The organism is Acidiphilium sp. MT5 (genome assembly GCF_054767495.1).
This window is the reverse complement of sequence record NZ_BAABMR010000001.1, coordinates 308,262-328,503: the sequence shown is the minus strand read 5'-3', so window position 1 is coordinate 328,503 and position 20,242 is coordinate 308,262. Positions and strand designations below refer to the sequence as shown.

Here is a 20,242-nt window from a genome sequence, read left to right as displayed (position 1 = left end):
GTCGATCAATTTCATTGGTTTAGCTCGGATCTGACGATCCAACCTAAACCAATATTGATCTAATGGCGCCAGCCACCACCCCAACCGCCGCCGCGCCAGCCATCATCATCATCGCCGCCGCGCCAGCCGCCCCAATAGCCACCGCCAACCACAACACTACCCGTGACCACCGGTGGTGCAACGTAACCCGGATAGCCATAGCCAGGATATCCATACCCGTAGCCATAGCCGGGGTAATAAGCGCAGCCACCCAACCCCAGAGCAGCCACAGCCGCCCCAACCAACAGAATTTTCTTGCCAAACTTGATCATTTTCATGCTCCTTGCGCGCAGGACAGGTCGGGCGCGCTCTTTCATTTGATCAACATGGCGATGATATTGGGCAGAACTGCGGCATGACAGTGATGATTTTGTAACCTCGCGCAACACCGTGCCATGATTTTGCCCGCTTGCCGCCCGCTTCAAAGCACATCATATCAGCATAACAATAATCAACCGCAGTTCCGCGGCCCCGCTTCGGAGAGAAACCATGCGTCGTCCCCGCCCCTTTTTCGGTTCCGCGCTGAGCTTGACCACGGCCCTGTCCTTAACCCTGCCGCTCGCACTCTCGCTCCTCGGCACCGCCCGCGCCCAAACCATCGCCACACCACCCGCGCGCGTCGGTCAGGTCGCCGCGATCAATGGCCAAGTTTCCTTTGCCGATAGCAACACCAATGGCTGGGCCCAGGCCAGCTTGAACTACCCTATTGTTTCGGGTGACGCGCTCTACACCCAGCCCGGCGCGCAAACCGCCGTCGCGATCGATGCGAGCCGGATCACCCTAAATAGCGGCGCGGAACTCACCTTCACCCGGATCGGCAACCGCACCGTCACCGCCGCCCTCGCCCAAGGCGAAATCTTCCTTGATCTGCGCTACATGCCGCCCGGTGACAGCTACAGCATCACCACCCCGCGCGGCACCGTCACCCTGAGCCAGAATGGCCGCTATGACATCATCGCGGGCGATGCCAACACCCCCACCGAAATCTCCACCCTGCGCGGCAACGCTAATCTGCAAACCCAAGACGTCGCCTTGAGCATCGCCGCCGGCCAAACCGCCTATCTGCAAGGCAGCCAGCCGGTCACCGCCTCGCTGACCACCCTACGCGTCGATCCGTTCATTAACAGCTTCAATCAACGCCATTACATCGCACCGCCAAGCTATGTGCCGCCCGTGGTCGATCAAATGACCGGCATCACCCAGCTCTCCGCCTACGGCGCCTGGCAGCAAGCGCCGCAATATGGCGCCATCTGGTATCCCACCGTCGCCCCTGGCTGGGTGCCCTATCATTATGGCCATTGGGCCTATATCGCGCCCTGGGGCTGGACCTGGGTGGATAATGAACCTTGGGGCTTCGCACCGTTCCATTATGGCCGCTGGGTGCAATATGGCGGTCGCTGGGGCTGGGCGCCCGCTTATGCCGGCGTGCCCTATAACGCCTATCAACCGCCGGTCTATGCCCCCGCTTTGGTCAGTTTCTTCTCGGTCGGCTCCGGCGTCGCCCTCTCGGTCGGGCTTGGGGTCGGTGCCTTCGCCCAAGGCAATATCGGCTGGGTGCCGCTCGGCCCGCAGGAACCCTATCTGCCCTGGTATCGCTGCCGCCCGGATTATGTGCGCAATCTCAACGTGTACAACGTCCGCAACATCAACCGCGTCACCACGATCTACAACAACAATACCACGGTGGTGAACAATACCCGGACCATCAATAATTATTACGGCCCCACCCGCCTGATCAATCGCGGCGCCGCCACCGTGATCCCCGCCAGCGCCATGCGCCAGGGGCTACTGGTGCAAAATGTCGCGCACGCGGCCCCGCAAACCATCCTCGCCGCCGCCCACCCGATCCCGCCAGCCAGCGTGCCGGGCTACCAGCATCTTCAATTAACCGCCCTGCATCCCGGCCCCATTGGTCGACCCATTGGCCGACCCGGTGCCCAACCCGGTGCCCAACCCGGTATTGGACCAAACCATGGCGCGCTGCCGCAACCCGGCCAGCCAATCCATGCGATTCCGGCGGTCATGCGCCTGCCCGCCCCCCCCGCAGTGCCGCACCGCATCGCCGCCCCCGCACCGCGCCCGGCACCGTTCGCCGCCGCACGCGGCCTGCCGGTCGCCAAACCCGGCCCGGTTCACGGCATCGCGGCCCGCCCGGTCGTGCTCCAGCATATGCCAACCCGAATCCAGCCGCCCCATTCGCTGGCAACGCCCACGCCCTTTAATCGCCCGGTCAACCAACCGGCGATCAACCGCCCTACCCCGGCGATCGCCCGACCGACGACCCAACCCTTCCATCCGCCCGCCCATAGTTTTTCGCCACCGCCACTGCCGCACGTCGTAACCCCCCAGCCGCTCGCCCCACGCCCGGCAGCGCCGCAATATCACCCGCCGGTGCAGACTTATCATCCGCCCGTGCAAACTTTTCACCCGCCCGTGCAGGCCTACCACCCGCCCGTGCAAACCTATCACCCGCCTGTGCAAACCTACCATCCGCCCGTGCAGGCCTACCACCCGCCCGTGCAAGCCTACCATCCGCCCGTGCAGGCCTACCACCCGCCTGTGCAAACCTATCACCCGCCCGTGCAAGCCTACCATCCGCCCCCGCGTCCTGCCCCGCGTCCGGCCCCGCCACCGAAAGATCTGCAACATCCATGAGCAAAATCCTGCTATAGACCGCGCATGAGCGATCAGCCCGCCTTTCGTCCGCCACCGCCTGCGCGCAATCGCCGCCGCATGGCCGAAGATCTTTTGCTCCTGCCGCTCGCGCTGGTCTTGGAACTTTGGAGCCGCGTCATCTGGCGCGGCTCCCTCGCCTTGCTCGATGCCTTGTCACGCACCGCCGCCCTCGCGCGGCTGCGGCGCCGCCTGCAAACCTTACCGCCCTGGATTGTGCTCCTGCTGTTCCTGATCCCCGAAGCCATGGATCATCTGAGCGGCTTCTGGGCCACAATCTTGTTCGTTCATGGCAATTGGCTCGGCGCCACCCTGGTCGCCGTGTTCATCAAAGGCAGCGCCATCTTGATCGCCCTCTGGATCTATCAATCCTGCGAGCAAAGCCTGATGTCGGTGCGCTGGTTCGCCACCCTGCATGATCGGGTGATTGCCGGCAAAAACTGGGTGCTCGCCCGCACCGCGCCGATCCGCGCGCGCATCCTCGCCCCGCTGGGCCGATCAAGCTATCTATCGCGCCGCCTCAGCGCCTGGCGGCTTTATGTCGCCCGCCTCGTGCGCCAACGTTTCAGCTAACCCATGTCCGCCCGCGCACGCGCCCATCTCGCCGCGATGGACCCCATCCTCGGCGCGCATATCCGCAGCATCGGCCCTTGCACCCTGAAGCCGGATCGCACCCGCGAGCCTTATGCCGCCTTGGTTTCCGCCATCGCCCACCAGCAGTTGCATGGCCGCGCCGCCGAAACCATTCTCGCCCGCCTGCACGCCCATGCTGGCGGTGCCTGCCCCGACCCCGCCACACTGCTCTCGCTCCCTGAGAGCACCCTGCGCGCCTGCGGCTTTTCCGGCGCCAAGGTTGCCGCCCTGCATGACATTGCCCGCCACAGCCTCGCCGGCACCATCCCCACCCGCCGCGCCTGCACCCGCATGAGCGACGCCGCTTTGATCGAGCGCCTCTGCACCGTGCGCGGCGTGGGCCGCTGGACGGTGGAAATGCTGCTGATCTTCACCCTCGGTCGGCCCGATATTTTCCCCGTCGATGATTTCGGCGTCCGCGAAGGCTATCGCCTGCTCCACGCCCTGCCCAGCCAACCCAAACCCCGTGACTTCGCGATCATCGGCGAGGCCTACGCCCCCTATCGCAGCACCGCCGCCTGGTATCTCTGGCGCGCGGCCGACGCGGCCAAGAAAATTCCGCCCCCACCCTAATCATGGGCGCCTTAATCATCCCCGCGCCATCCTTGCCTATTCGCCCCCAACCCGCTACACCCCCCGGCTTCAGCCCGGTCGGTATCGGGCGACCCCCCAGGAGCGACAGATGAAACCGAGCATTCACCCCGATTATCACGAAATCAACATCATCATGACCGATGGCACGGCGTACAAAACCCGCTCCTGCTACGGCAAACCCGGCGACACGTTGCGCCTGGACATTGATCCGAAATCCCACCCCGCCTGGACCGGTCAAACCCGCATCGTCGATACCGGCGGTCAGGTCGCGAAGTTCAACAAGAAATTCGCCTCCATCGGCGCCCGCACGAAATAATTTTTGCGGCCTGCGTGACGCCGGGCTCTTGAACGGCCCGGCGCGACACCCTTAATGATTGGATGAAGGATGCCTCAGGGGTCCTTCTCAGCTAGGCTACGGGCTGGTCATCGTGACAGTCCGGATCGAAACCTTGCTACAATCAGGAGGTTGTTATGACACTCGATTTCTCACCCTTGTTCCGTACGGCCATCGGCTTTGATCGCGTCGCCGCCATGCTCGATGCGCTGCCGGATGCGCCGACCAACAGCTACCCACCCTATAACATCGAAAAACTCAGCGCCGAGGATTATCGCATCACCATGGCGGTCGCCGGTTTCCGCGCCGAGGATATCGAATTGGTGGTCAAAGAGAACACCCTGGTCATCAGCGGCAAACTCACCACTGAAACCCCCCAGGGCGAAACCCTCTATCGCGGCATCGCGTCCCGCGCCTTCGAGCGCCGCTTCGTCCTCGCCGATCACATGATCGTCGATGGGGCCTCGCTCGAAAACGGGCTGTTGCACGTGGCTTTGAAGCGGGTAATCCCCGAATCGCTGAAACCGCGCCGGATCAGCATCACCAGCAGCGCCGCGCGGCCCGTAACCACGATTAGCAACGATACCACCACGGTCAGCGCTAACACGGTGAACGCCAACACGCTCAACGCCAACACGACGGCGCACGCCGCCTAATTTCGCTCTCATCGGCAGGCCCAGCGTCCCGCGCTGGGCCTGTTTTTATGTCGGACAATGGTGCATTCATGGATCAATTGGCTCTCTACACCACCTTTGTCCGCGTCGCCGAGCGCGGATCATTTTCCGCCGTCGCGCGCGATCTGAACACCTCCCAGCCAATGATCTCACGGCAAATCTCCGCCCTCGAAGATCATCTCGGCGTTCGCCTGGTCCAGCGCACCACCCGCCATCTGCACCTCACCGAAGACGGCCAAGCGCTGCTGCCCCACGCCCGCACCATCCTCGAATCCCTCGAAGCCGCCGCCGAGAGCATCGGCAAAAGCCAAACCAACCCAACGGGCCGCGTCCGCGTCGGCGTGCCCACCTCGCTCGGCGTCTATATGGCGCGGCGGCTGAACGCATTCTTCGCCGCCTACCCGCAGCTCTCGCTCGATCTCAAAATGCGCGATGGCACGTTTGACCTGATCGACGAAGGGCTGGACCTGGTCATCGCGATCACCCAGCCGAGCCAATCGAGCCTAATCGCGCGCCGCCTCGGCCTCGTTGCCTCCGCCCTGGTCGCCGCCCCCGATTATCTGGCCCGCCACGGCGCACCGCGCCAACCCACCGACCTGCTCAACCATGAATGTATCGTCTATGATCGCCCAGGCGTTGAGAATAATTGGCGCTTCTCCACGCCCACCGGCGAACAAACCGTCTCAGTGCAAGGGCGTTTCCATGTCGATAGCAGCGAAGCCGTCCGCCTCGCCGCCCGCGCTGGTTTTGGCATTGCCCTGCTGCCGCGCGTGAGTGTGGTCGATGACATCGAATCCGGCGTCCTCGCCCTCGTGCTGCCCGATCATGAGCCGGTGCGCGTGCCGCTCTACGCCATCCTCCCCTCGCGCCGCCACGTATCACCGCGCACCCGCGCCGTGCTCGATTTTCTGATCAACGAGCTGGAAACCACGCCCTTCACCAAGCCAAGCGGCGAAATCGACCGCTTGAATATCAGGCTCTAAAACCGCTCAATCACCGCGCCACAGACGGCAAGCTTTTTCTCCACCGCCTCATAGCCGCGATCAAGATGATACACTCGGTTCACCACCGTCTCCCCCTTCGCCGCCAACCCGGCCAGCACCAGCGAAAACGAGGCGCGTAAATCCGTCGCCATCACCGGCGCGCCCGACAGGCTCGGCACCCCGCGCACAATGGCCGACGCGCCATGCACATTAATCCGCGCGCCCATCCGGTTCAGTTCCGGCACATGCATGAACCGATTTTCAAAAATCGTCTCGGTAATCATCGAGGCGCCCTCCGCCACCGCCATCAGCGTCATGAATTGCGCCTGCATATCCGTCGCAAAGCCCGGAAACGGCTCGGTCATCGCATCGGTGCCGTGCAGCCCGTTGCGCCGGCTGACCAAAATCCCGTCCGCCTGCTCGTCGATCACCACGCCGGCCTGCGCCAAAACCGCGAGCACCGCGCCCAAATCCGCCGCCCGCGCCCCGCGCAGCAGCACCGACCCGCCGGTAATCGCCGCCGCACACGCATACGTCCCGGTCTCGATCCGATCCGGCAAAATCCGGTGCCGCGCCCCATGCAGCGCCCCCACCCCATTCACCACCAGCCGATCCGTGCCCGCCCCGGCAATATCCGCCCCCATCGCGCTCAAACACGCAATCAAATCGCCAATCTCCGGCTCGCGCGCGGCATTCATCAACACCGTCTGCCCCTCGGCCAAACTCGCCGCCAGCAGCAAATTCTCCGTGGCCCCCACCGAGACAAACGGAAAAATAATTTCTGCACCCCGCAACCCGTGCGGCGCTTCGGCCTGGATATAGCCCCCTTCGAGGCTAATCCGCGCGCCCATCGCCTCCAGACCCTTCAAATGCAAATCCACCGGCCGCGTGCCTATCGCGCAACCGCCTGGCAACGACACCCGCGCCACCTGCTTGCGCGCCAAAAGCGGCCCCAGCACCAAAATCGAGGCGCGCATCTTGCGCACAATATCATACGGCGCCTCAGTATTGGTAATCGCCCCCCCGAGCGACAAGCACCGCGCTTGCTCGGCCTCCACCGCAATCCCGTGCTGGCTCAGCAGCGCCGCCATCGTGGTCAAATCGGCCAGCTCCGCCACATTCTCCAGCACCAACCGCTCATCGGTCAGCAGCCCCGCCGCCATCAAGGGCAGCGCGGCATTTTTCGCGCCAGAAATGTCGATAACGCCTTCAAGCGGATGCCCGCCCTCAATCCTGATCCGATCCATGAAAACTCAGCCCAATCCTATAGTTTCGGTAGCGCAACGCCGCGCTGGCGCATATATTTGCCCGCCTTGTCCGCGTAACTCACCTCGCACGGCCCCGCCCCCTGCAAAAACAGGAACTGGCAAATCCCCTCATGCGCATAAATCTTCGCCGGCAACGGCGTGGTGTTCGAAATCTCAATCGTCACCTGCCCCTCCCATTCCGGCTCGAGCGGCGTGACATTCACAATAATCCCGCAGCGCGCATAGGTCGATTTACCGAGGCAAATCACCAAAATATCCCGTGGCACCCGGAAATATTCCACCGTATGCGCGAGCGCGAAGGAATTGGGGGGAATAATGCAAACCGGCCCGCTGCGATCGACAAAACTCGACGGCGCAAAATCCTTGGGGTCCACCACAGCCGAATCAACATTGGTGAAAATCTTGAACTCATCAGCCACCCGCGCGTCATAGCCGTAAGATGATAATCCATAGGAAATCACCCCATCGCGCTTCTGGGTTTCCACAAACGGCTCAATCATCCCCCGCGTGAGCGCCTGCTCGCGGATCCACACATCCGGCATTACCGGCATGGCTGCCCCGCGCCATCCTCGCGGCCCTCGCTCGCGCCGATCGCGGGCGGGTCCGCAGCCCCCGCATCACGAGCGCGCAATTGCGCCTTGCGCCGCGCCAAATTGGCCCGCAACGCCTGCGCCTCGCGCTCACGGCGCGCCGCCGCCGCCATCGCCGCCGCCTGCTTCATCGATTGATCCGATTCCATCGCCGGACAAAGCCGCGCCATCAAGCCGCCGTCAAGTGCCCCGCTTGCACAGCCCAACCCCGTTCGATATACCGCCCGCATCGCTGTCATAGCTCAGGGGTAGAGCACCTCATTGGTAATGAGGAGGTCGAGGGTTCAATTCCCTCTGACAGCACCATAAAAATCAATCTTTTGCACCGCTGTCTTCGCCTCGGCGCCGATCTGATAGCGCCGCGACACAGAATCAAATTCGGGAGTGAACAAAATGCCGCGCATCCTGACCCATTTCATCGGCGGTGCCGCCGTCGAAGGCCAATCAGGCCGCTTCGATGACGTGTTCGACCCGAATACCGGTGCCGTCCAGGCCAAAGTGCCGCTCGCCAGCCAGCACGAGGTCGAAGCCGCCATCGCCAACGCCGCCGCCGCGCAACCCGCCTGGGCCGCCACCAACCCGCAGCGCCGCGCGCGCGTGCTGATGAAATTCCTCGATCTCATCAACCAAAATATGGACCCGCTGGCCAAATTGCTCTCCTCCGAGCACGGCAAAACCGTGCCCGACGCGAAGGGCGACATCCAGCGCGGTATCGAAGTGCTCGAATTCGCCATCGGCATCCCGCATCTGCTCAAGGGCGAATTCACCGAAAATGCCGGCACCGGCATCGATGTCTATTCGCTCCGCCAACCGCTCGGCGTGGTCGCGGGCATCACCCCGTTCAATTTCCCGGCGATGATCCCGCTTTGGAAGCTCGCACCGGCCATCGCCTGCGGCAACGCCTTCGTGCTCAAACCCTCCGAGCGCGATCCCTCGGTGCCGCTGCGCCTCGCCGAACTTTTCACCCAAGCCGGCGGCCCGCCCGGCATCCTCAACGTCGTCAATGGCGATAAAGTCGCGGTCGATGCCCTGCTCCATGATCCGCGCATCGCCGCCGTCGGCTTTGTCGGCTCTTCATCCATCGCCAATTATATCTACGCCACCGCCGCCCAAAACGGTAAACGCGCCCAATGTTTCGGCGGTGCCAAAAACCACATGATTATCATGCCCGATGCGGACATGGATCAAGCGGTCGATGCGCTGATCGGTGCCGGCTACGGCTCCGCCGGCGAGCGCTGCATGGCCATCTCGGTCGCCGTCCCGGTCGGCCAGGCCACCGCCGATGCGCTGGTGAAAAAACTAATCCCCCGCGTCGAAGCCCTGAAAATCGGCCTATCCTCGGATGCCAGCGCCGATTACGGCCCGCTGGTCACCAAAGCCGCGCTGGAGCGGGTGAAACATTACGTCGATACCGGCGTGCAAGAAGGTGCCAAATTGCTGGTCGATGGCCGCAACTTCAAAATGCAAGGCTATGAGGGCGGCTATTTCATCGGCGGCTGCCTGTTCGATCACGTCACCCCGGACATGGCGATCTACAAAGACGAAATCTTCGGCCCGGTGCTCAGCATCGTGCGCGCCAAAAACTACGAAGACGCCATCCGCCTGCCCACCGAGCATGAATATGGCAACGGCGTCGCCATCTTCACCCGCGATGGCGATGCCGCGCGCGATTTCGTCTCGCGCGTCCAGGTCGGCATGGTCGGCGTCAATGTGCCGATCCCGGTGCCCATCGCCTATCATACGTTCGGCGGCTGGAAGCGCTCTGGCTTTGGCGATTTGAACCAGCACGGCCCGGATTCGATCCGTTTTTACACCAAAACCAAAACCGTCACCGCGCGCTGGCCCTCCGGCGTGAAAGACGGCGCGGAATTCGTCATCCCCACCATGGGTTGAAGCCCAACCCGCAACCCGGAGCGCGCGCATGGCAAAAATCGGCTTCATCGGCCTCGGCAATATGGGCCTGCCCATGGCGGCGAACCTGCTGAAAGCCGGCCATGTGCTCACCGGCTATGATCTGTCCGCTCCAGCGCGCGCCAACGCGCAAGGGGCGAACATCCCCCTCGCCGACACGCCCGATCAAGCCGTTCGCGATGCCGAGATCATCATCACCATGCTGCCCAACGGCGCCCTGGTGCTCGATGTGTGGCAAACCATCCTCACCACCGCCGCCCCCGGCACGTTATTGATCGATTGCTCAACCATCGATGTCGCGAGCGCCCGCCTCGCCCATCAGCGCGCCGATGCAGCGGGCTGCCCGGCACTCGATGCCCCGGTGTCCGGCGGCGTCGGCGGTGCCATCGCTGGCAGCCTCACCTTCATGGTCGGCGGGGGCGAACGCGCCTTCTCCAGCGCCGAGCCGATCCTCGGCGCCATGGGCAAAAAAATCGTCCATTGCGGCCCCGCCGGCTCCGGCCAAGCCGCCAAAATTTGCAATAACATGATCCTCGGCATCTCCATGATCGGCGTGAGCGAAGCCTTCGTGCTCGCCGAGAAGCTCGGTCTCGATGCCAAGGCCCTGTTCGATGTCGCCTCAACCTCCTCAGGCCAATGCTGGGCGCTCACCAGCTATTGCCCAGTCCCCGGCCCGGTGCCGGCCAGCCCGGCCAATCATGACTATAAGCCCGGCTTCGCCGCCGCCCTGATGCTCAAAGACCTCGCCCTCAGCCAAGACGCCGCCAGCAGCGTCGGCGCGCAAACCGCCCTCGGCGCCCACGCCGCCGAGATTTATCGCCGCTTCGTCGAAGCGGGCGGCGGCGGTGATGATTTCTCCGCCATCATCAACACACTCCGCGAGCAGAGCCAAGCCAAGTCTTAGCATCCCCCAATTACGAGGCGGCTTGATCTCGATCAATGACGCGCCGCGCCGCAGCCCCTAGCGTGCCCTGGTTCCCCATAACCAGGAGGTTGCTATGACCAACCAAACGACGCCATCGCCGTTTTTTGATCTCGCCGGAAATTTCAGCGGACTCGGGTTCACGCCCGTGCTGTTTGAGCAAATGACCGGCGGCATGATGCGCCTGATCGAAGCGCAATTCGCCCTCACCCAAACCATCGCCCAAGCCCAGTTCGGCCTGCTCGATGCCATGATGCGCGCGAGCCACCGCACCGAGGCCGACAGCCCGGCACCGGCCAAACCCGCCACCCACCATATCGATCTGCGCCAACCCGAACGCGCTCGGTCCTAATCCGATGCCAATCCCCTCAGCACGGCCGATCATCGATCTCTCCGGCAAAATCGGTCTCGTGCTCGGCATCGCCAACGAACATTCGATCGCGACGGGCTGCGCGCAGCGCTTTGTGGATGCTGGTGCGCATCTCGTCGCCACCTATCTCGATGACAAAGCCCGCCCTTTCGTCGAGCCGGTCGCCCGCGCCTTGCCGTGCGATCTGCTGTTGCCATGCGATGTGCGCGTGAACGGCGCGTTGGAATCGGTCTTCACCGCGATCCGCGATCGCTATGGTCGGCTCGATTTTCTGCTCCACGCCATGGCCTTCGCCCCGCGCGAGGATCTGCACGCCCGCGTCACCGATTGTTCCGCCGCCGGCTTTGCGTTGGCCATGGATGTCTCGTGCCATTCCTTCATTCGCTGCGCCCGCTTGGCCGAGCCTTTAATGGCCCAAGGCGGCGCTCTGCTCAGCGTCAGTTTTTACGGCGCCGAGCGGGTGGTGGAGCATTATAACCTGATGGGTCCGGTGAAAGCCGCCCTCGAATCCAGCGTGCGCTACCTTGCCGCCGAACTCGGCCCCCGCCATATCCGGGTCAACGCCGTATCGCCCGGCCCGATCGCCACCCGCGCCGCCAGCGGTATCGACAGGTTCGATGAATTATTGGAGCGCGCCGCCCTCGCCGCCCCCGAACATCAACGCGTCACCATCGAGGATGTCGGCGCCCTCGCCGCCTTCCTCGCCAGCGATGCCGGCGCGCGCATCACCGGCAGCATCATTCCCGTCGATGGCGGGCAGCATATCATGGCGTGATCCACGCCGATCAGGAGTATCCATAATGAGCACCGAAACCCAATCCACCCCCCCCAAAATCGCGCCCAAAATCGCGCCCAAAACCGGCCCCAAAACCACCCCAAAACCCAGCCGAACCCCCGCACCCACCCCGCCGATCACCCGCGAGCGCGTCTCCAACACCGATGCGATCGATCGCACCTTGCACGCCGCCCAAGCCCGGCTCACCGCCGGCCTATCCCCCGCCGGCTTCGCCCTCGCCTGGCGTGATTGGGCGGTGCATCTCGCCAATCAACCCGCCCGCCAGATGAATCTCGCCCGCCAAGCCCTTGAGGACGCTGCCAGCATCACCCGCGTTGCCCTCGGGCTCGACCAACCCGGCACCGAACCCAACCCTGATGATCGCCGCTTCGCCCATCCGCGCTGGCAGGACATGCCCTACAGCCTATACAAAGAACAATTCCTGCGCACCGAACGCTGGTGGCATGACGCCACCACCGGCATCGCCGGGGTCGATCCCGCGCATGAGCGCATCGTCAGCTTCATCACCCGCCAAGCGTTGGACGCCATCGCCCCCACCAATGTTCCGCTGCTCAACCCCGAAGTCACCGAAGCCGCCCGCACCAGTGCCGGCCAATCGGTGCGCGCGGGCCTGAAAAATTGGCTGCAAGACAGCGCCATCGCCCTGCGCCACCATACCGACCTGCCGCTGCAACCGGGCAAGCAGGTCGCCATCAGCCAAGGTGCCGTGGTTTATCGCAACGCCCTGATCGAATTGATCCAATACAGCCCCACCACCGCCAAAGTCCGGCCCGAACCGCTGCTGATTGTCCCGGCCTGGATCATGAAATATTACATTCTAGACCTCTCGCCGGAAAATTCCCTGGTCCGCTATCTCACCGACCAGGGCTACACCGTTTTCATGATCTCCTGGCACAACCCCACCGAAGCGGATCGCGATCTGGGCCTTGATGATTACCGCCAAAACGGCGTGATGGCGGCACTCGATGCCATCAGCGCGATCACCGGTGCTGCGAAAATCCACGCCGCCGGCTATTGCCTCGGCGGCACCCTGCTCTCCATCGCCGCCGCCGCCATGGCCCGCGATCATGATAACCGCCTCGCCTCGGTCGCGCTGTTCGCCGCCCAAACCGATTTCACCGAAGCCGGCGAGCTGCAACTCTTCATCACCGAATCGGAACTCGCCTTCCTCGACGATATTATGTGGCGCCAAGGCTATCTCGATGCCACCCAAATGGCCGGCGCGTTCCAAATGCTGCAATCGAACGATCTGATCTGGTCGCGGATGATCCGCCGTTATTTCATCGGCGAACAAGACCACCCGAATGATCTGATGTCCTGGAACCAGGACGCAACCCGCATGCCCTATCGCATGCACGCGGAATATCTGCGCCATTTATTCCTCCATAACGATCTCGCCGAAGGACGCCTCAATGCGGGCGATCAGCCGGTCGCGATCAGCGACATCGCGGTTCCCCTGTTTGTGGTCGGCACCGAGCGTGACCATATCGCCCCCTGGCACTCGGTCTATAAGCTGCATCTCCTCAATCAAGGCCCGCTCACCTTCGTGCTCACCTCCGGCGGCCATAATGCCGGCATTGTCAGCGAACCCGGCCATCCACACCGGCATTTTGCGCTCCTGCACCGCCCGGCTGACGCGCCCTATCGCGCCCCGGAGGAATGGCAACGCGAAGCCCCGGTGCAAGAAGGGTCTTGGTGGCCAGAGCTGGTCAAATTCCTCGATGCATTGTCAGGCGCGCCAACCGCCCCACCCCCATTAGGCCGCGATGACGCTGGCTATAAACAGCTCGAAGCCGCCCCCGGTCGTTACGTTCATGAAATGTGAGATGAGCTGATGGATACCCAGGCACCACCCCCCGCAATGCTCCACGCCGCCAGCTTGGAAAACCGAACCTTCGATGAAATCGCCATCGGTGATTCGGCCACGCTGAGCCGCACCCTGAACAATGATGACATTTCGTTATTCGCCTATCTCTCCGGTGACATCAATCCCGCCCATCTCGATCCGGATTATGCCCGCACCGACATGTTCCACCATATCATCGTGCATGGCATGTGGACGGCGGGGCTAATCTCCGCCCTGCTCGGCACCAAACTCCCAGGCCCCGGAACCATCTATCTCGATCAATCACTGCAATTCCGCGCCCCGGTCGCCCCCGGTGACACCATCACCGCCACCGTCACGGTGAGCGAGCGCATCCCCGAAAAACACCGGCTCAGCCTTGAATGTCTGGCGGTCAACCAAAACCAAATCGTGGTGCTCAAAGGCACAGCCCTGGTGCAAGCCCCGACCGAAAAAATCCGCCGCCCCGCCATGGCCCTGCCCGACATCCGATTAAGCCGCCATGAGCGTTTTAACACGCTGTTACAACAAGCCCGGTCCAACGGCCCCATCCCCACCGCCGTCGTGCATCCCTGCGATGCACTCTCGCTCACCGGCGCGCTGGAGGCCGCCGCCGCCGGGCTAATCATCCCGATCCTGGTCGGTCCAGAGGCCAAAATCCGCGCCGCCGCCGCCGCCGCACAGCTTGATCTCACCGGCCTGCGGATCGAAACCACCCCGCACAGCCACGCATCGGCTGCGCGCGCTGTCGCCCTGGTGCGCAACGGCGACGCCAAACTCCTGATGAAAGGGGCTTTGCATACCGATGAATTGATGCATGAGGTGGTCGATGCCAGCACCGGGCTGCGCACCGATCGGCGCGTCTCGCATGTCTATGTCATGGACGTGCCCAGCTACCCGCGCCCGCTCTTGGTGACCGATGCCGCGATCAATATTGCTCCTGATCTCGCCACCAAGCGTGACATCGCGCAAAACGCGATCCATCTCGCCCACGCGCTCGGCATCGACACACCCAAACTCGCCGTTCTCGCCGCCGTCGAAACCATCAACCCCGCGATGCCAGCGACGCTCGATGCCGCGGCCCTGAGCAAAATGGCCGAACGGGGCCAAATCACCGGCGGCATCATCGATGGCCCGCTCGCCTTCGATAACGCCGTCAGCCCGCAAGCCGCCCGCGAAAAAAACATCGTCTCGCCGGTGGCCGGCCAAGCCGATATTCTGCTGGTCCCCGATATCGAGGCCGGCAACATGGTCGCCAAGCAACTCACCTTCCTCGCCGGCGCGGATGCGGCCGGGATTGTGGTCGGTGCGCGCGTGCCCATCGTGCTGACCAGCCGGGCCGATGATGCGCGCACCCGCCTTGCCTCCTGCGCCGTCGCAATCCTGCTGGCCGCCCACGAGCAACGCAACAGCGCGCGGACCACCACCCCATGACCGATGCCGTTCTGGTCCTGAACGCCGGCTCCTCCAGCCTGAAATTCGCCCTGATCGAAACCACCCGTCAGCGCCTCGCTGTGGGCGAAATTGAGCGCATCGGCGAAGCCCCGCATTTCTTCGCGCATAACCAAGCGAGCCAAACCCTGATCGATCGCACCTGGCACGATGGTGCCAGCCTCAGCCATGAAGATTTGCTCAAACCCCTGCTTGATTGGGCAGAAAATCACCTGCAAGGTGATCGTCTGATCGGTGTTGGTCATCGCATCGTGCATGGCGGCACCCAGTTCGCAGCGCCAGTGCGCCTCACCGCCCAAATTATTGACGCGTTAGCAAAACTTACCCCCCTTGCGCCCCTGCACCAACCCCACAACCTCGCCCCGATTCGCGCCATCGCCACCCTGCGCCCGGATCTGCCGCAAATCGGCTGTTTTGATACCGGCTTTCACCACACGATGCCCGACATCGCGACCCGCCTGCCTTTGCCGGACGCCTATCACCAGGCCGGCGTGCGCCGCTACGGCTTTCACGGATTATCCTACGAATATATCGCCCGCCGCTTCGCAAATCTCGATCCGCACCGTGCTGGTGGCCGGGTGATCGCCGCCCATCTCGGCAATGGGGCCAGCGCCTGCGCCCTGCGCGCCGGCCAATCGGTGGAAACCAGCATGGGCTTCACCGCGCTCGATGGGCTGATGATGGGCACGCGCACCGGCAGCCTCGATCCGGGCGTGGTGCTCTATATGCTCGAACAGGAGCATCGCAGCGCCGCCGCCATCAGCCATCTGCTCTATAACAGTTCAGGATTACTCGGCGTCTCCGCCGAATCCTCCGATATGCGCGTCCTGCTCGCCAGCACCCGCCCGCAAGCCAAGCTCGCCATCGCCCTGTTCTGCCACATCGCCGCACGCGAAATCGCGGCGCTCACCACCGCTCTCGGCGGGCTTGATGCGCTGATCTTCACCGCCGGCATCGGCGAACACGCAGCGCCAGTGCGCGCGGGCATTTGCGCCAACCTCGCCCATTTCGGCATCACGCTCGATGATAACGCCAACAATCAAAACGCCCTGCTCATCAGCCGCCCCACCACCCCAGTCGCCGTCTATGTCATCCCCACCGATGAAGAAGCCATGATCGCCGAACACAGCCTGACGCTGCTTGCTAACCAAGCGCCAACCAACGCTCAATCCGATGCTCAATCCAACGCTAACAAATCAGCGAGCGTGTAAGCCAGCACTTCAGTCGCCCGATATAAATCGCTCAGCGCAAGCCGCTCATCGGCACGATGCGCGTTCGCCTGCTCAATCGTGTGCGGCCCCGCACCGTAGAGCACAATCGGCACGCCAAACGCCGCATAATGCCGCGCATCGGTGTAAAGCGGCACCCCGGTCGCGCGCACGATTTCGCCCATCACCACCGAGGCATGCTGACATAACAAATCGGTCAAAACCTGACTGCGGGCATCCGGCACTAACGGCTCAGCCAGCAAAATCCGCCGCACTTGCACCACCGCCCCCGGCACTGATCCGGGCACCGCCAGCACCGCCTGCTCAATCAGCGCACGCAATTCCGCCTCAACCACAGCCGGGTCTTCCTCAGGGATCATCCGCCGATCCAGCCGAAACAGCACCCGATCCGGCACCACATTGGTGTTAATCCCGCCATGGATCAGCCCCACCGTGAGTTGCGGGCTGCCAATCCCCTCAATCGCCGAAACTTTTTTCGCCAATAACGGGCGCTGCGCATAGAGCGCGGTCAAAATCGCCGTGCTCGCCTGCAACGCATCAATGCCGGTGAACGGCATCGCCGCATGCGCCGAACGCCCAGTCACCTGCACCTCCAAATGCAAGCAGCCATTATGCGCAGTCACCACCGCATACGAAAAACCCGCGCCAATCGCCAAATCCGGCTTGGAAATCCCCTCGCGCAACAGCCAGCCCGGCCCAATCGCCCCACCCGCTTCCTCATCATAGGTGAAATGCAACTCCACGCTTCCCGCCAACTTCTTTCCCAACGCCATCAACGCCAGCAGCGCCCAGCTATAGGTCGCAAAATCCGATTTCGAGACCGCAACCCCCCGCCCGAACATCCAGCCATCAATCACCGCCGCCCCATACGGATCATGCTGCCACCCCGCACCCGGCGGCACCACATCGCCATGCGCATTCAGCGCAATCACCGGCCCTGGCCCAAAACGCTGGCGCACCACCAAATTGGTTGCACTCACCATGCCATTCGCCGTCACCAAATCCTGCGGCACCGGATGGCGCTCAACGGTAAAACCAAGCCCCTCCAACAGCCGCGCCGTCATCTCGGCATGCGCCGCACAATCGCCCGGCGGATTATCCGAAGGGGCGCGCACCAAAGCCGCCAAAAACGCGGTCTGGCGCGCTTGCTCACCCTGCAAAAACGCCGCCATCGCCGCTCGCTCCGCTTGCTTCACCGCAACACCCCATCGCTTGGAAAATGCTCTAAAAAATCAACCAACACCGCCACCGCCCGATCAACATCCGCAAGCGTCACCGACTCATCCGGATGATGGCTGATCCCGCCTCGACAGCGCACAAACAGCATCCCAATCGGGCATAAATCAACCATCGCCTGCCCATCATGCCCCGCCCCGCTCGGCAAAATCATCGGCGTCATGCCACAGCGCGCCACACTCGCTGACAACGCCGCCACCATCGCCGGCGCGCAAGGGGCCGCTTGCGTTTGATAAACATCATCGATCCGCAATTGGACGCCACGCCGCGCCACAATCTCCGCCATCGCCGTGCGCAGCGCCGCCGTCGCGCGCTCGCGCGTCGCATCCTCACCATGGCGAATATCGAGGGTGAAATCCACCTGCCCCGCAATCACATTCATCGCCCCCGGCGCCACCCCGATCATCCCGGTCGTGATCACCAACCCCGCGGTCGCACGGGCCACCGCCTCCGCCGCCAGGATCATCTCCGCCGCCGCACAGACCGGGTCATGACGCAGCGCCATCGGCACCGTCCCCGCATGGCCCGCCCGCCCCACCACCGTCACCCGATGGCGTGACGCCCCGGCAATCGCACTGACCACCCCCACCGCCAACCCCGCCGCCTCCAGCACCGGCCCTTGCTCAATATGCACCTCGCAATAGCCCAGCACGCGGTCTGGCGGATAAGCGAGTGCCGCAACATCACCAAGCGGCGGCGCCTCAAACGCGACCAGCGCCTCGCGGATCGAAATCCCCGCCGCATCCCGCACCTCCAGCGCCGCCGTCGCCAACGTGCCCGCCAGCGCACGCGATCCGGTCAGCGTGACGGGAAACCGCACCCCCTCCTCATCGCCAAAAGCGACAATCTCAATCGCATAGGGCAAATCCCGCTCCATGGCGGCAACCGCCTCAATCGCCACCACCACCCCCAACGCCCCATCATATTTCCCAGCATGGCGCACCGTATCGATATGCGAGCCCAGCACCAAAACCGGCCGATCCGCCGGCACGCCATCCCGCCGACCGATCACATTACCCACCGCATCAAACCGCACCGCCAGCCCCGCCTCGCGCATCCACCCCGCCACCCGCAACGCCGCTTCCCGATGCGCTGGCGTCAAATAGAGCCGGGTCAGCCCATCCGCCGTCGCCGAATGCTGTGCTAAAGCCTCCAGCCGCGCCATCACCCGTGCGCCCCGTCCTAGCCCCTCGCGCATCGCGCCACCCTCCCTCATCGCTGCACCGCGCCAGTAAACGCCGCAATCGCCTCAGCGCCAAGGGCCATGCCGCGCCGTGCCGTGTCACACAGCCATTTGACGCAGCCGCCCGCCTGCGCCATGAACCGCGCACCAGACGGCCGGGCAGCCGCTGTCGTGATCCAATCACGATGGAGGAAAGTCCGGGCTCCACGGAACAACGGTGCCGGCTAACGGCCGGCGGGGGTGACCCCAGGGACAGTGCCACAGAAAACAAACCGCCCGCGCGCGTAAGCCCGCAGGCAAGGGTGAAACGGTGCGGTAAAAGCGCACCGCGTGGCCGGTAACGGTCGCGGCAGGGTAAACCCCACCGGGAGCAAGACCGAATAGGGGTGGCCGGCGGCATGAGCAATCATGGCCGCAGGGATGTTTCGGCCCGCCGCCCGGGTTGGTCGCGTGAGGTGCGCAGCAATGCGCATCCCAGAGGAATGGCTGCCCCGTGCGGCAACGCACGGACAAAACCCGGCTTACAGGCCGTCTGGTATTCCGCGCCCTTGCCCCGCGCCCCATGCATCCCCAATTCATAATCTCATCATGAAACGAATCCTCATCCTCCCCATGCTCAGCACCTTATTTCTTTCCGGCTGTTCGGTCTTCGGCATTCGCTCGGGCACGCCCGAGCCAAAATTCAGCGTCATCACCCAGGTCGGCCCCGTCGAAATCCGCCAGTACGCGCCGCGCATCGCCGCTGAAACCACGATCGATGCCAGTGCCGAAACCGCCCGCTACCAAGGCTTCCGCCGCCTCGCCGGCTATATTTTTGGCGCCAATCACGGCGACCACACCATCGCGATGACCGCCCCCGTTTCGCAATCATCAGTTGCGCAATCCCCCGCCGAATCAACCAAAATCGCCATGACCGCCCCGGTCGCGCAATCGCACAGCGCGAAAGGCTGGACCATCCGCTTTTACATGCCCGCGCAATACACGCTCGAAACCCTGCCCGTCCCCAACAACCCGCACGTCCACCTCGTCACCGTCCCCGCCGCCGATTACGCCGTGCTGCGCTTTTCCGGCAGCCGCAGCCCGCGCGCCATCGCCGCCAAGCAAGCGCTCCTGCTGAAATCCCTGGCCAACACCCCCTGGCACCCGATCGGCACGCCCGATGCCTGGTTCTACGACCCACCTTGGACCTTGCCGCCATTCCGCCGCAACGAAGTCGCCGTCGAGGTCAGCCAATCCTCTCCGTAGAGTGCGATTGCTTATCATCAATCACACTCCCGCTTTTGTTTGCCGATCAATTTCATTGATTGAGCTCGAATCTGCCGATTCGACCTCAACCAATATTGATCTCACCCCAAGCCTTGCCAATCGCGCCCAAACATCGGATACCACGGGCGGGAGATCGGTCGCGGACGGGCGTCTCGCCAACCCGGTCAGGGCCGGAAGGCAGCAGCCGCAACGAGTTTCCGCACGGGTCGCTGATCCGGTCTCCCACCCCTCACTTTCTTCAACCTA

At 63.5% G+C, this 20,242-nt stretch carries 20 protein-coding genes, 1 tRNA gene and 2 other RNA genes; 17 read left to right on the top strand and 6 right to left on the bottom strand.

Annotation, left to right across the window (positions count from 1 at the left end; translation table 11 throughout):
* Window positions 1-59 precede the first annotated feature (59 nt).
* Complete coding sequence (locus tag ACYUCQ_RS01545; protein WP_460252732.1) at window positions 60-311, bottom strand: hypothetical protein; 252 nt, start codon at window positions 309-311, stop codon at window positions 60-62.
* Window positions 312-528: 217 nt separating this feature from the next.
* Here ACYUCQ_RS01545 and ACYUCQ_RS01540 point away from each other — a divergent pair, with 217 nt between their 5' ends.
* From ACYUCQ_RS01540 to ACYUCQ_RS01515, 6 genes are all read left to right on the top strand, one after another.
* Window positions 529-2,694, top strand: coding sequence for a DUF6600 domain-containing protein (locus ACYUCQ_RS01540; RefSeq protein ID WP_460252731.1), 2,166 nt, complete (start codon window positions 529-531; stop codon window positions 2,692-2,694).
* A gap of 24 nt (window positions 2,695-2,718) precedes the next feature.
* Window positions 2,719-3,285 carry a hypothetical protein gene (locus tag ACYUCQ_RS01535; protein ID WP_460252730.1) on the top strand — a complete coding sequence of 189 codons (567 nt, stop codon included), beginning with the start codon at window positions 2,719-2,721 and terminating at the stop codon, window positions 3,283-3,285.
* Window positions 3,286-3,288: 3 nt separating this feature from the next.
* Window positions 3,289-3,918 (top strand): DNA-3-methyladenine glycosylase family protein, encoded by a 630-nt coding sequence (locus ACYUCQ_RS01530; protein ID WP_460252729.1) that lies wholly within the window; start codon window positions 3,289-3,291, stop codon window positions 3,916-3,918.
* A 109-nt stretch (window positions 3,919-4,027) separates the two neighbouring features.
* The gene (gene rpmE / locus ACYUCQ_RS01525) at window positions 4,028-4,255 is read left to right on the top strand and encodes a 50S ribosomal protein L31 (RefSeq protein ID WP_460252728.1); all 228 of its coding nucleotides are present in this window, start codon (window positions 4,028-4,030) and stop codon (window positions 4,253-4,255) included.
* Window positions 4,256-4,410: 155 nt separating this feature from the next.
* On the top strand, window positions 4,411-4,929 hold the full coding sequence (locus tag ACYUCQ_RS01520; RefSeq protein ID WP_460252727.1) for an Hsp20 family protein: 519 nt from the start codon (window positions 4,411-4,413) through the stop codon (window positions 4,927-4,929).
* Window positions 4,930-4,997: 68 nt separating this feature from the next.
* Window positions 4,998-5,930 carry a LysR family transcriptional regulator gene (locus ACYUCQ_RS01515; RefSeq protein ID WP_460252726.1) on the top strand — a complete coding sequence of 311 codons (933 nt, stop codon included), beginning with the start codon at window positions 4,998-5,000 and terminating at the stop codon, window positions 5,928-5,930.
* Here ACYUCQ_RS01515 and murA read toward each other — a convergent pair.
* Genes murA through ACYUCQ_RS01500 form a run of 3 tightly spaced genes read right to left on the bottom strand, consistent with a single transcriptional unit; the run spans window position 5,927 to window position 8,018 of the window.
* Window positions 5,927-7,177 (bottom strand): UDP-N-acetylglucosamine 1-carboxyvinyltransferase, encoded by a 1,251-nt coding sequence (gene murA / locus ACYUCQ_RS01510; RefSeq protein ID WP_460252725.1) that lies wholly within the window; start codon window positions 7,175-7,177, stop codon window positions 5,927-5,929. The two genes, ACYUCQ_RS01515 and murA, sit on opposite strands and share 4 nt — an antisense overlap.
* Window positions 7,178-7,194: 17 nt before the next feature.
* Window positions 7,195-7,749, bottom strand: coding sequence for a dCTP deaminase (gene dcd, locus ACYUCQ_RS01505; RefSeq protein WP_460252724.1), 555 nt, complete (start codon window positions 7,747-7,749; stop codon window positions 7,195-7,197).
* Window positions 7,740-8,018, bottom strand: coding sequence for a hypothetical protein (locus ACYUCQ_RS01500; protein ID WP_460252723.1), 279 nt, complete (start codon window positions 8,016-8,018; stop codon window positions 7,740-7,742). The genes dcd and ACYUCQ_RS01500 overlap by 10 nt, the downstream gene beginning before the upstream one ends.
* Window position 8,019: 1 nt before the next feature.
* Between ACYUCQ_RS01500 and ACYUCQ_RS01495 the strand changes: the two genes are divergently transcribed.
* The 8 genes from ACYUCQ_RS01495 (at window position 8,020) to ACYUCQ_RS01460 (ending at window position 16,293) form a co-directional block, all read left to right on the top strand.
* A tRNA-Thr gene (locus tag ACYUCQ_RS01495) sits at window positions 8,020-8,094 on the top strand.
* Window positions 8,095-8,181: 87 nt separating this feature from the next.
* Window positions 8,182-9,681, top strand: a complete 1,500-nt coding sequence (locus tag ACYUCQ_RS01490; protein ID WP_460252722.1) for a CoA-acylating methylmalonate-semialdehyde dehydrogenase — start codon at window positions 8,182-8,184, stop codon at window positions 9,679-9,681.
* A gap of 28 nt (window positions 9,682-9,709) precedes the next feature.
* Window positions 9,710-10,603, top strand: a complete 894-nt coding sequence (mmsB, locus tag ACYUCQ_RS01485; protein ID WP_460252721.1) for a 3-hydroxyisobutyrate dehydrogenase — start codon at window positions 9,710-9,712, stop codon at window positions 10,601-10,603.
* A 94-nt stretch (window positions 10,604-10,697) separates the two neighbouring features.
* The gene (locus ACYUCQ_RS01480) at window positions 10,698-10,973 is read left to right on the top strand and encodes a hypothetical protein (protein WP_460252720.1); all 276 of its coding nucleotides are present in this window, start codon (window positions 10,698-10,700) and stop codon (window positions 10,971-10,973) included.
* A 4-nt stretch (window positions 10,974-10,977) separates the two neighbouring features.
* Window positions 10,978-11,766, top strand: coding sequence for an enoyl-ACP reductase FabI (gene fabI / locus ACYUCQ_RS01475; protein WP_460252719.1), 789 nt, complete (start codon window positions 10,978-10,980; stop codon window positions 11,764-11,766).
* Window positions 11,767-11,791: 25 nt separating this feature from the next.
* Window positions 11,792-13,612 (top strand): PHA/PHB synthase family protein, encoded by a 1,821-nt coding sequence (locus tag ACYUCQ_RS01470; RefSeq protein ID WP_460252718.1) that lies wholly within the window; start codon window positions 11,792-11,794, stop codon window positions 13,610-13,612.
* Between the two features lie 9 nt (window positions 13,613-13,621).
* The gene (locus ACYUCQ_RS01465) at window positions 13,622-15,064 is read left to right on the top strand and encodes a bifunctional enoyl-CoA hydratase/phosphate acetyltransferase (RefSeq protein WP_460252717.1); all 1,443 of its coding nucleotides are present in this window, start codon (window positions 13,622-13,624) and stop codon (window positions 15,062-15,064) included.
* Window positions 15,061-16,293, top strand: coding sequence for an acetate/propionate family kinase (locus tag ACYUCQ_RS01460; RefSeq protein WP_460252716.1), 1,233 nt, complete (start codon window positions 15,061-15,063; stop codon window positions 16,291-16,293). The genes ACYUCQ_RS01465 and ACYUCQ_RS01460 overlap by 4 nt, the downstream gene beginning before the upstream one ends.
* Here ACYUCQ_RS01460 and ACYUCQ_RS01455 read toward each other — a convergent pair.
* Window positions 16,260-17,507, bottom strand: coding sequence for a M20/M25/M40 family metallo-hydrolase (locus ACYUCQ_RS01455; protein WP_460252715.1), 1,248 nt, complete (start codon window positions 17,505-17,507; stop codon window positions 16,260-16,262). The two genes, ACYUCQ_RS01460 and ACYUCQ_RS01455, sit on opposite strands and share 34 nt — an antisense overlap.
* The gene (locus tag ACYUCQ_RS01450; protein WP_460252714.1) at window positions 17,504-18,745 is read right to left on the bottom strand and encodes an allantoate amidohydrolase; all 1,242 of its coding nucleotides are present in this window, start codon (window positions 18,743-18,745) and stop codon (window positions 17,504-17,506) included. The genes ACYUCQ_RS01455 and ACYUCQ_RS01450 overlap by 4 nt, the downstream gene beginning before the upstream one ends.
* Window positions 18,746-18,877: 132 nt before the next feature.
* Between ACYUCQ_RS01450 and rnpB the strand changes: the two genes are divergently transcribed.
* The 3 genes from rnpB to ffs all read left to right on the top strand — a co-directional run bounded on the left by rnpB (window position 18,878) and on the right by ffs (window position 20,222).
* Window positions 18,878-19,270: RNase P RNA component class A (gene rnpB, locus ACYUCQ_RS01445), an RNA gene on the top strand.
* Between the two features lie 48 nt (window positions 19,271-19,318).
* Window positions 19,319-19,975, top strand: coding sequence for an SOUL family heme-binding protein (locus ACYUCQ_RS01440; protein ID WP_460252713.1), 657 nt, complete (start codon window positions 19,319-19,321; stop codon window positions 19,973-19,975).
* Between the two features lie 149 nt (window positions 19,976-20,124).
* Window positions 20,125-20,222: signal recognition particle sRNA small type (gene ffs / locus ACYUCQ_RS01435), an RNA gene on the top strand.
* Window positions 20,223-20,242: the final 20 nt, after the last annotated feature.

Bases quoted from the DNA above. Each gene is read 5' to 3' on its own strand.
- ACYUCQ_RS01545 (WP_460252732.1), bottom strand. From the start codon at position 311: ATGATCAAGTTTGGCAAGAAAATTCTGTTGGTTGGGGCGGCTGTGGCT.
- ACYUCQ_RS01540 (WP_460252731.1), top strand. From the start codon at position 529: ATGCGTCGTCCCCGCCCCTTTTTCGGTTCCGCGCTGAGCTTGACCACG.
- ACYUCQ_RS01535 (WP_460252730.1), top strand. From the start codon at position 2,719: ATGAGCGATCAGCCCGCCTTTCGTCCGCCACCGCCTGCGCGCAATCGC.
- ACYUCQ_RS01530 (WP_460252729.1), top strand. From the start codon at position 3,289: ATGTCCGCCCGCGCACGCGCCCATCTCGCCGCGATGGACCCCATCCTC.
- rpmE (WP_460252728.1), top strand. From the start codon at position 4,028: ATGAAACCGAGCATTCACCCCGATTATCACGAAATCAACATCATCATG.
- ACYUCQ_RS01520 (WP_460252727.1), top strand. From the start codon at position 4,411: ATGACACTCGATTTCTCACCCTTGTTCCGTACGGCCATCGGCTTTGAT.
- ACYUCQ_RS01515 (WP_460252726.1), top strand. From the start codon at position 4,998: ATGGATCAATTGGCTCTCTACACCACCTTTGTCCGCGTCGCCGAGCGC.
- murA (WP_460252725.1), bottom strand. From the start codon at position 7,177: ATGGATCGGATCAGGATTGAGGGCGGGCATCCGCTTGAAGGCGTTATC.
- dcd (WP_460252724.1), bottom strand. From the start codon at position 7,749: ATGCCGGTAATGCCGGATGTGTGGATCCGCGAGCAGGCGCTCACGCGG.
- ACYUCQ_RS01500 (WP_460252723.1), bottom strand. From the start codon at position 8,018: ATGCGGGCGGTATATCGAACGGGGTTGGGCTGTGCAAGCGGGGCACTT.
- ACYUCQ_RS01490 (WP_460252722.1), top strand. From the start codon at position 8,182: ATGCCGCGCATCCTGACCCATTTCATCGGCGGTGCCGCCGTCGAAGGC.
- mmsB (WP_460252721.1), top strand. From the start codon at position 9,710: ATGGCAAAAATCGGCTTCATCGGCCTCGGCAATATGGGCCTGCCCATG.
- ACYUCQ_RS01480 (WP_460252720.1), top strand. From the start codon at position 10,698: ATGACCAACCAAACGACGCCATCGCCGTTTTTTGATCTCGCCGGAAAT.
- fabI (WP_460252719.1), top strand. From the start codon at position 10,978: ATGCCAATCCCCTCAGCACGGCCGATCATCGATCTCTCCGGCAAAATC.
- ACYUCQ_RS01470 (WP_460252718.1), top strand. From the start codon at position 11,792: ATGAGCACCGAAACCCAATCCACCCCCCCCAAAATCGCGCCCAAAATC.
- ACYUCQ_RS01465 (WP_460252717.1), top strand. From the start codon at position 13,622: ATGGATACCCAGGCACCACCCCCCGCAATGCTCCACGCCGCCAGCTTG.
- ACYUCQ_RS01460 (WP_460252716.1), top strand. From the start codon at position 15,061: ATGACCGATGCCGTTCTGGTCCTGAACGCCGGCTCCTCCAGCCTGAAA.
- ACYUCQ_RS01450 (WP_460252714.1), bottom strand. From the start codon at position 18,745: ATGCGCGAGGGGCTAGGACGGGGCGCACGGGTGATGGCGCGGCTGGAG.
- ACYUCQ_RS01440 (WP_460252713.1), top strand. From the start codon at position 19,319: ATGAAACGAATCCTCATCCTCCCCATGCTCAGCACCTTATTTCTTTCC.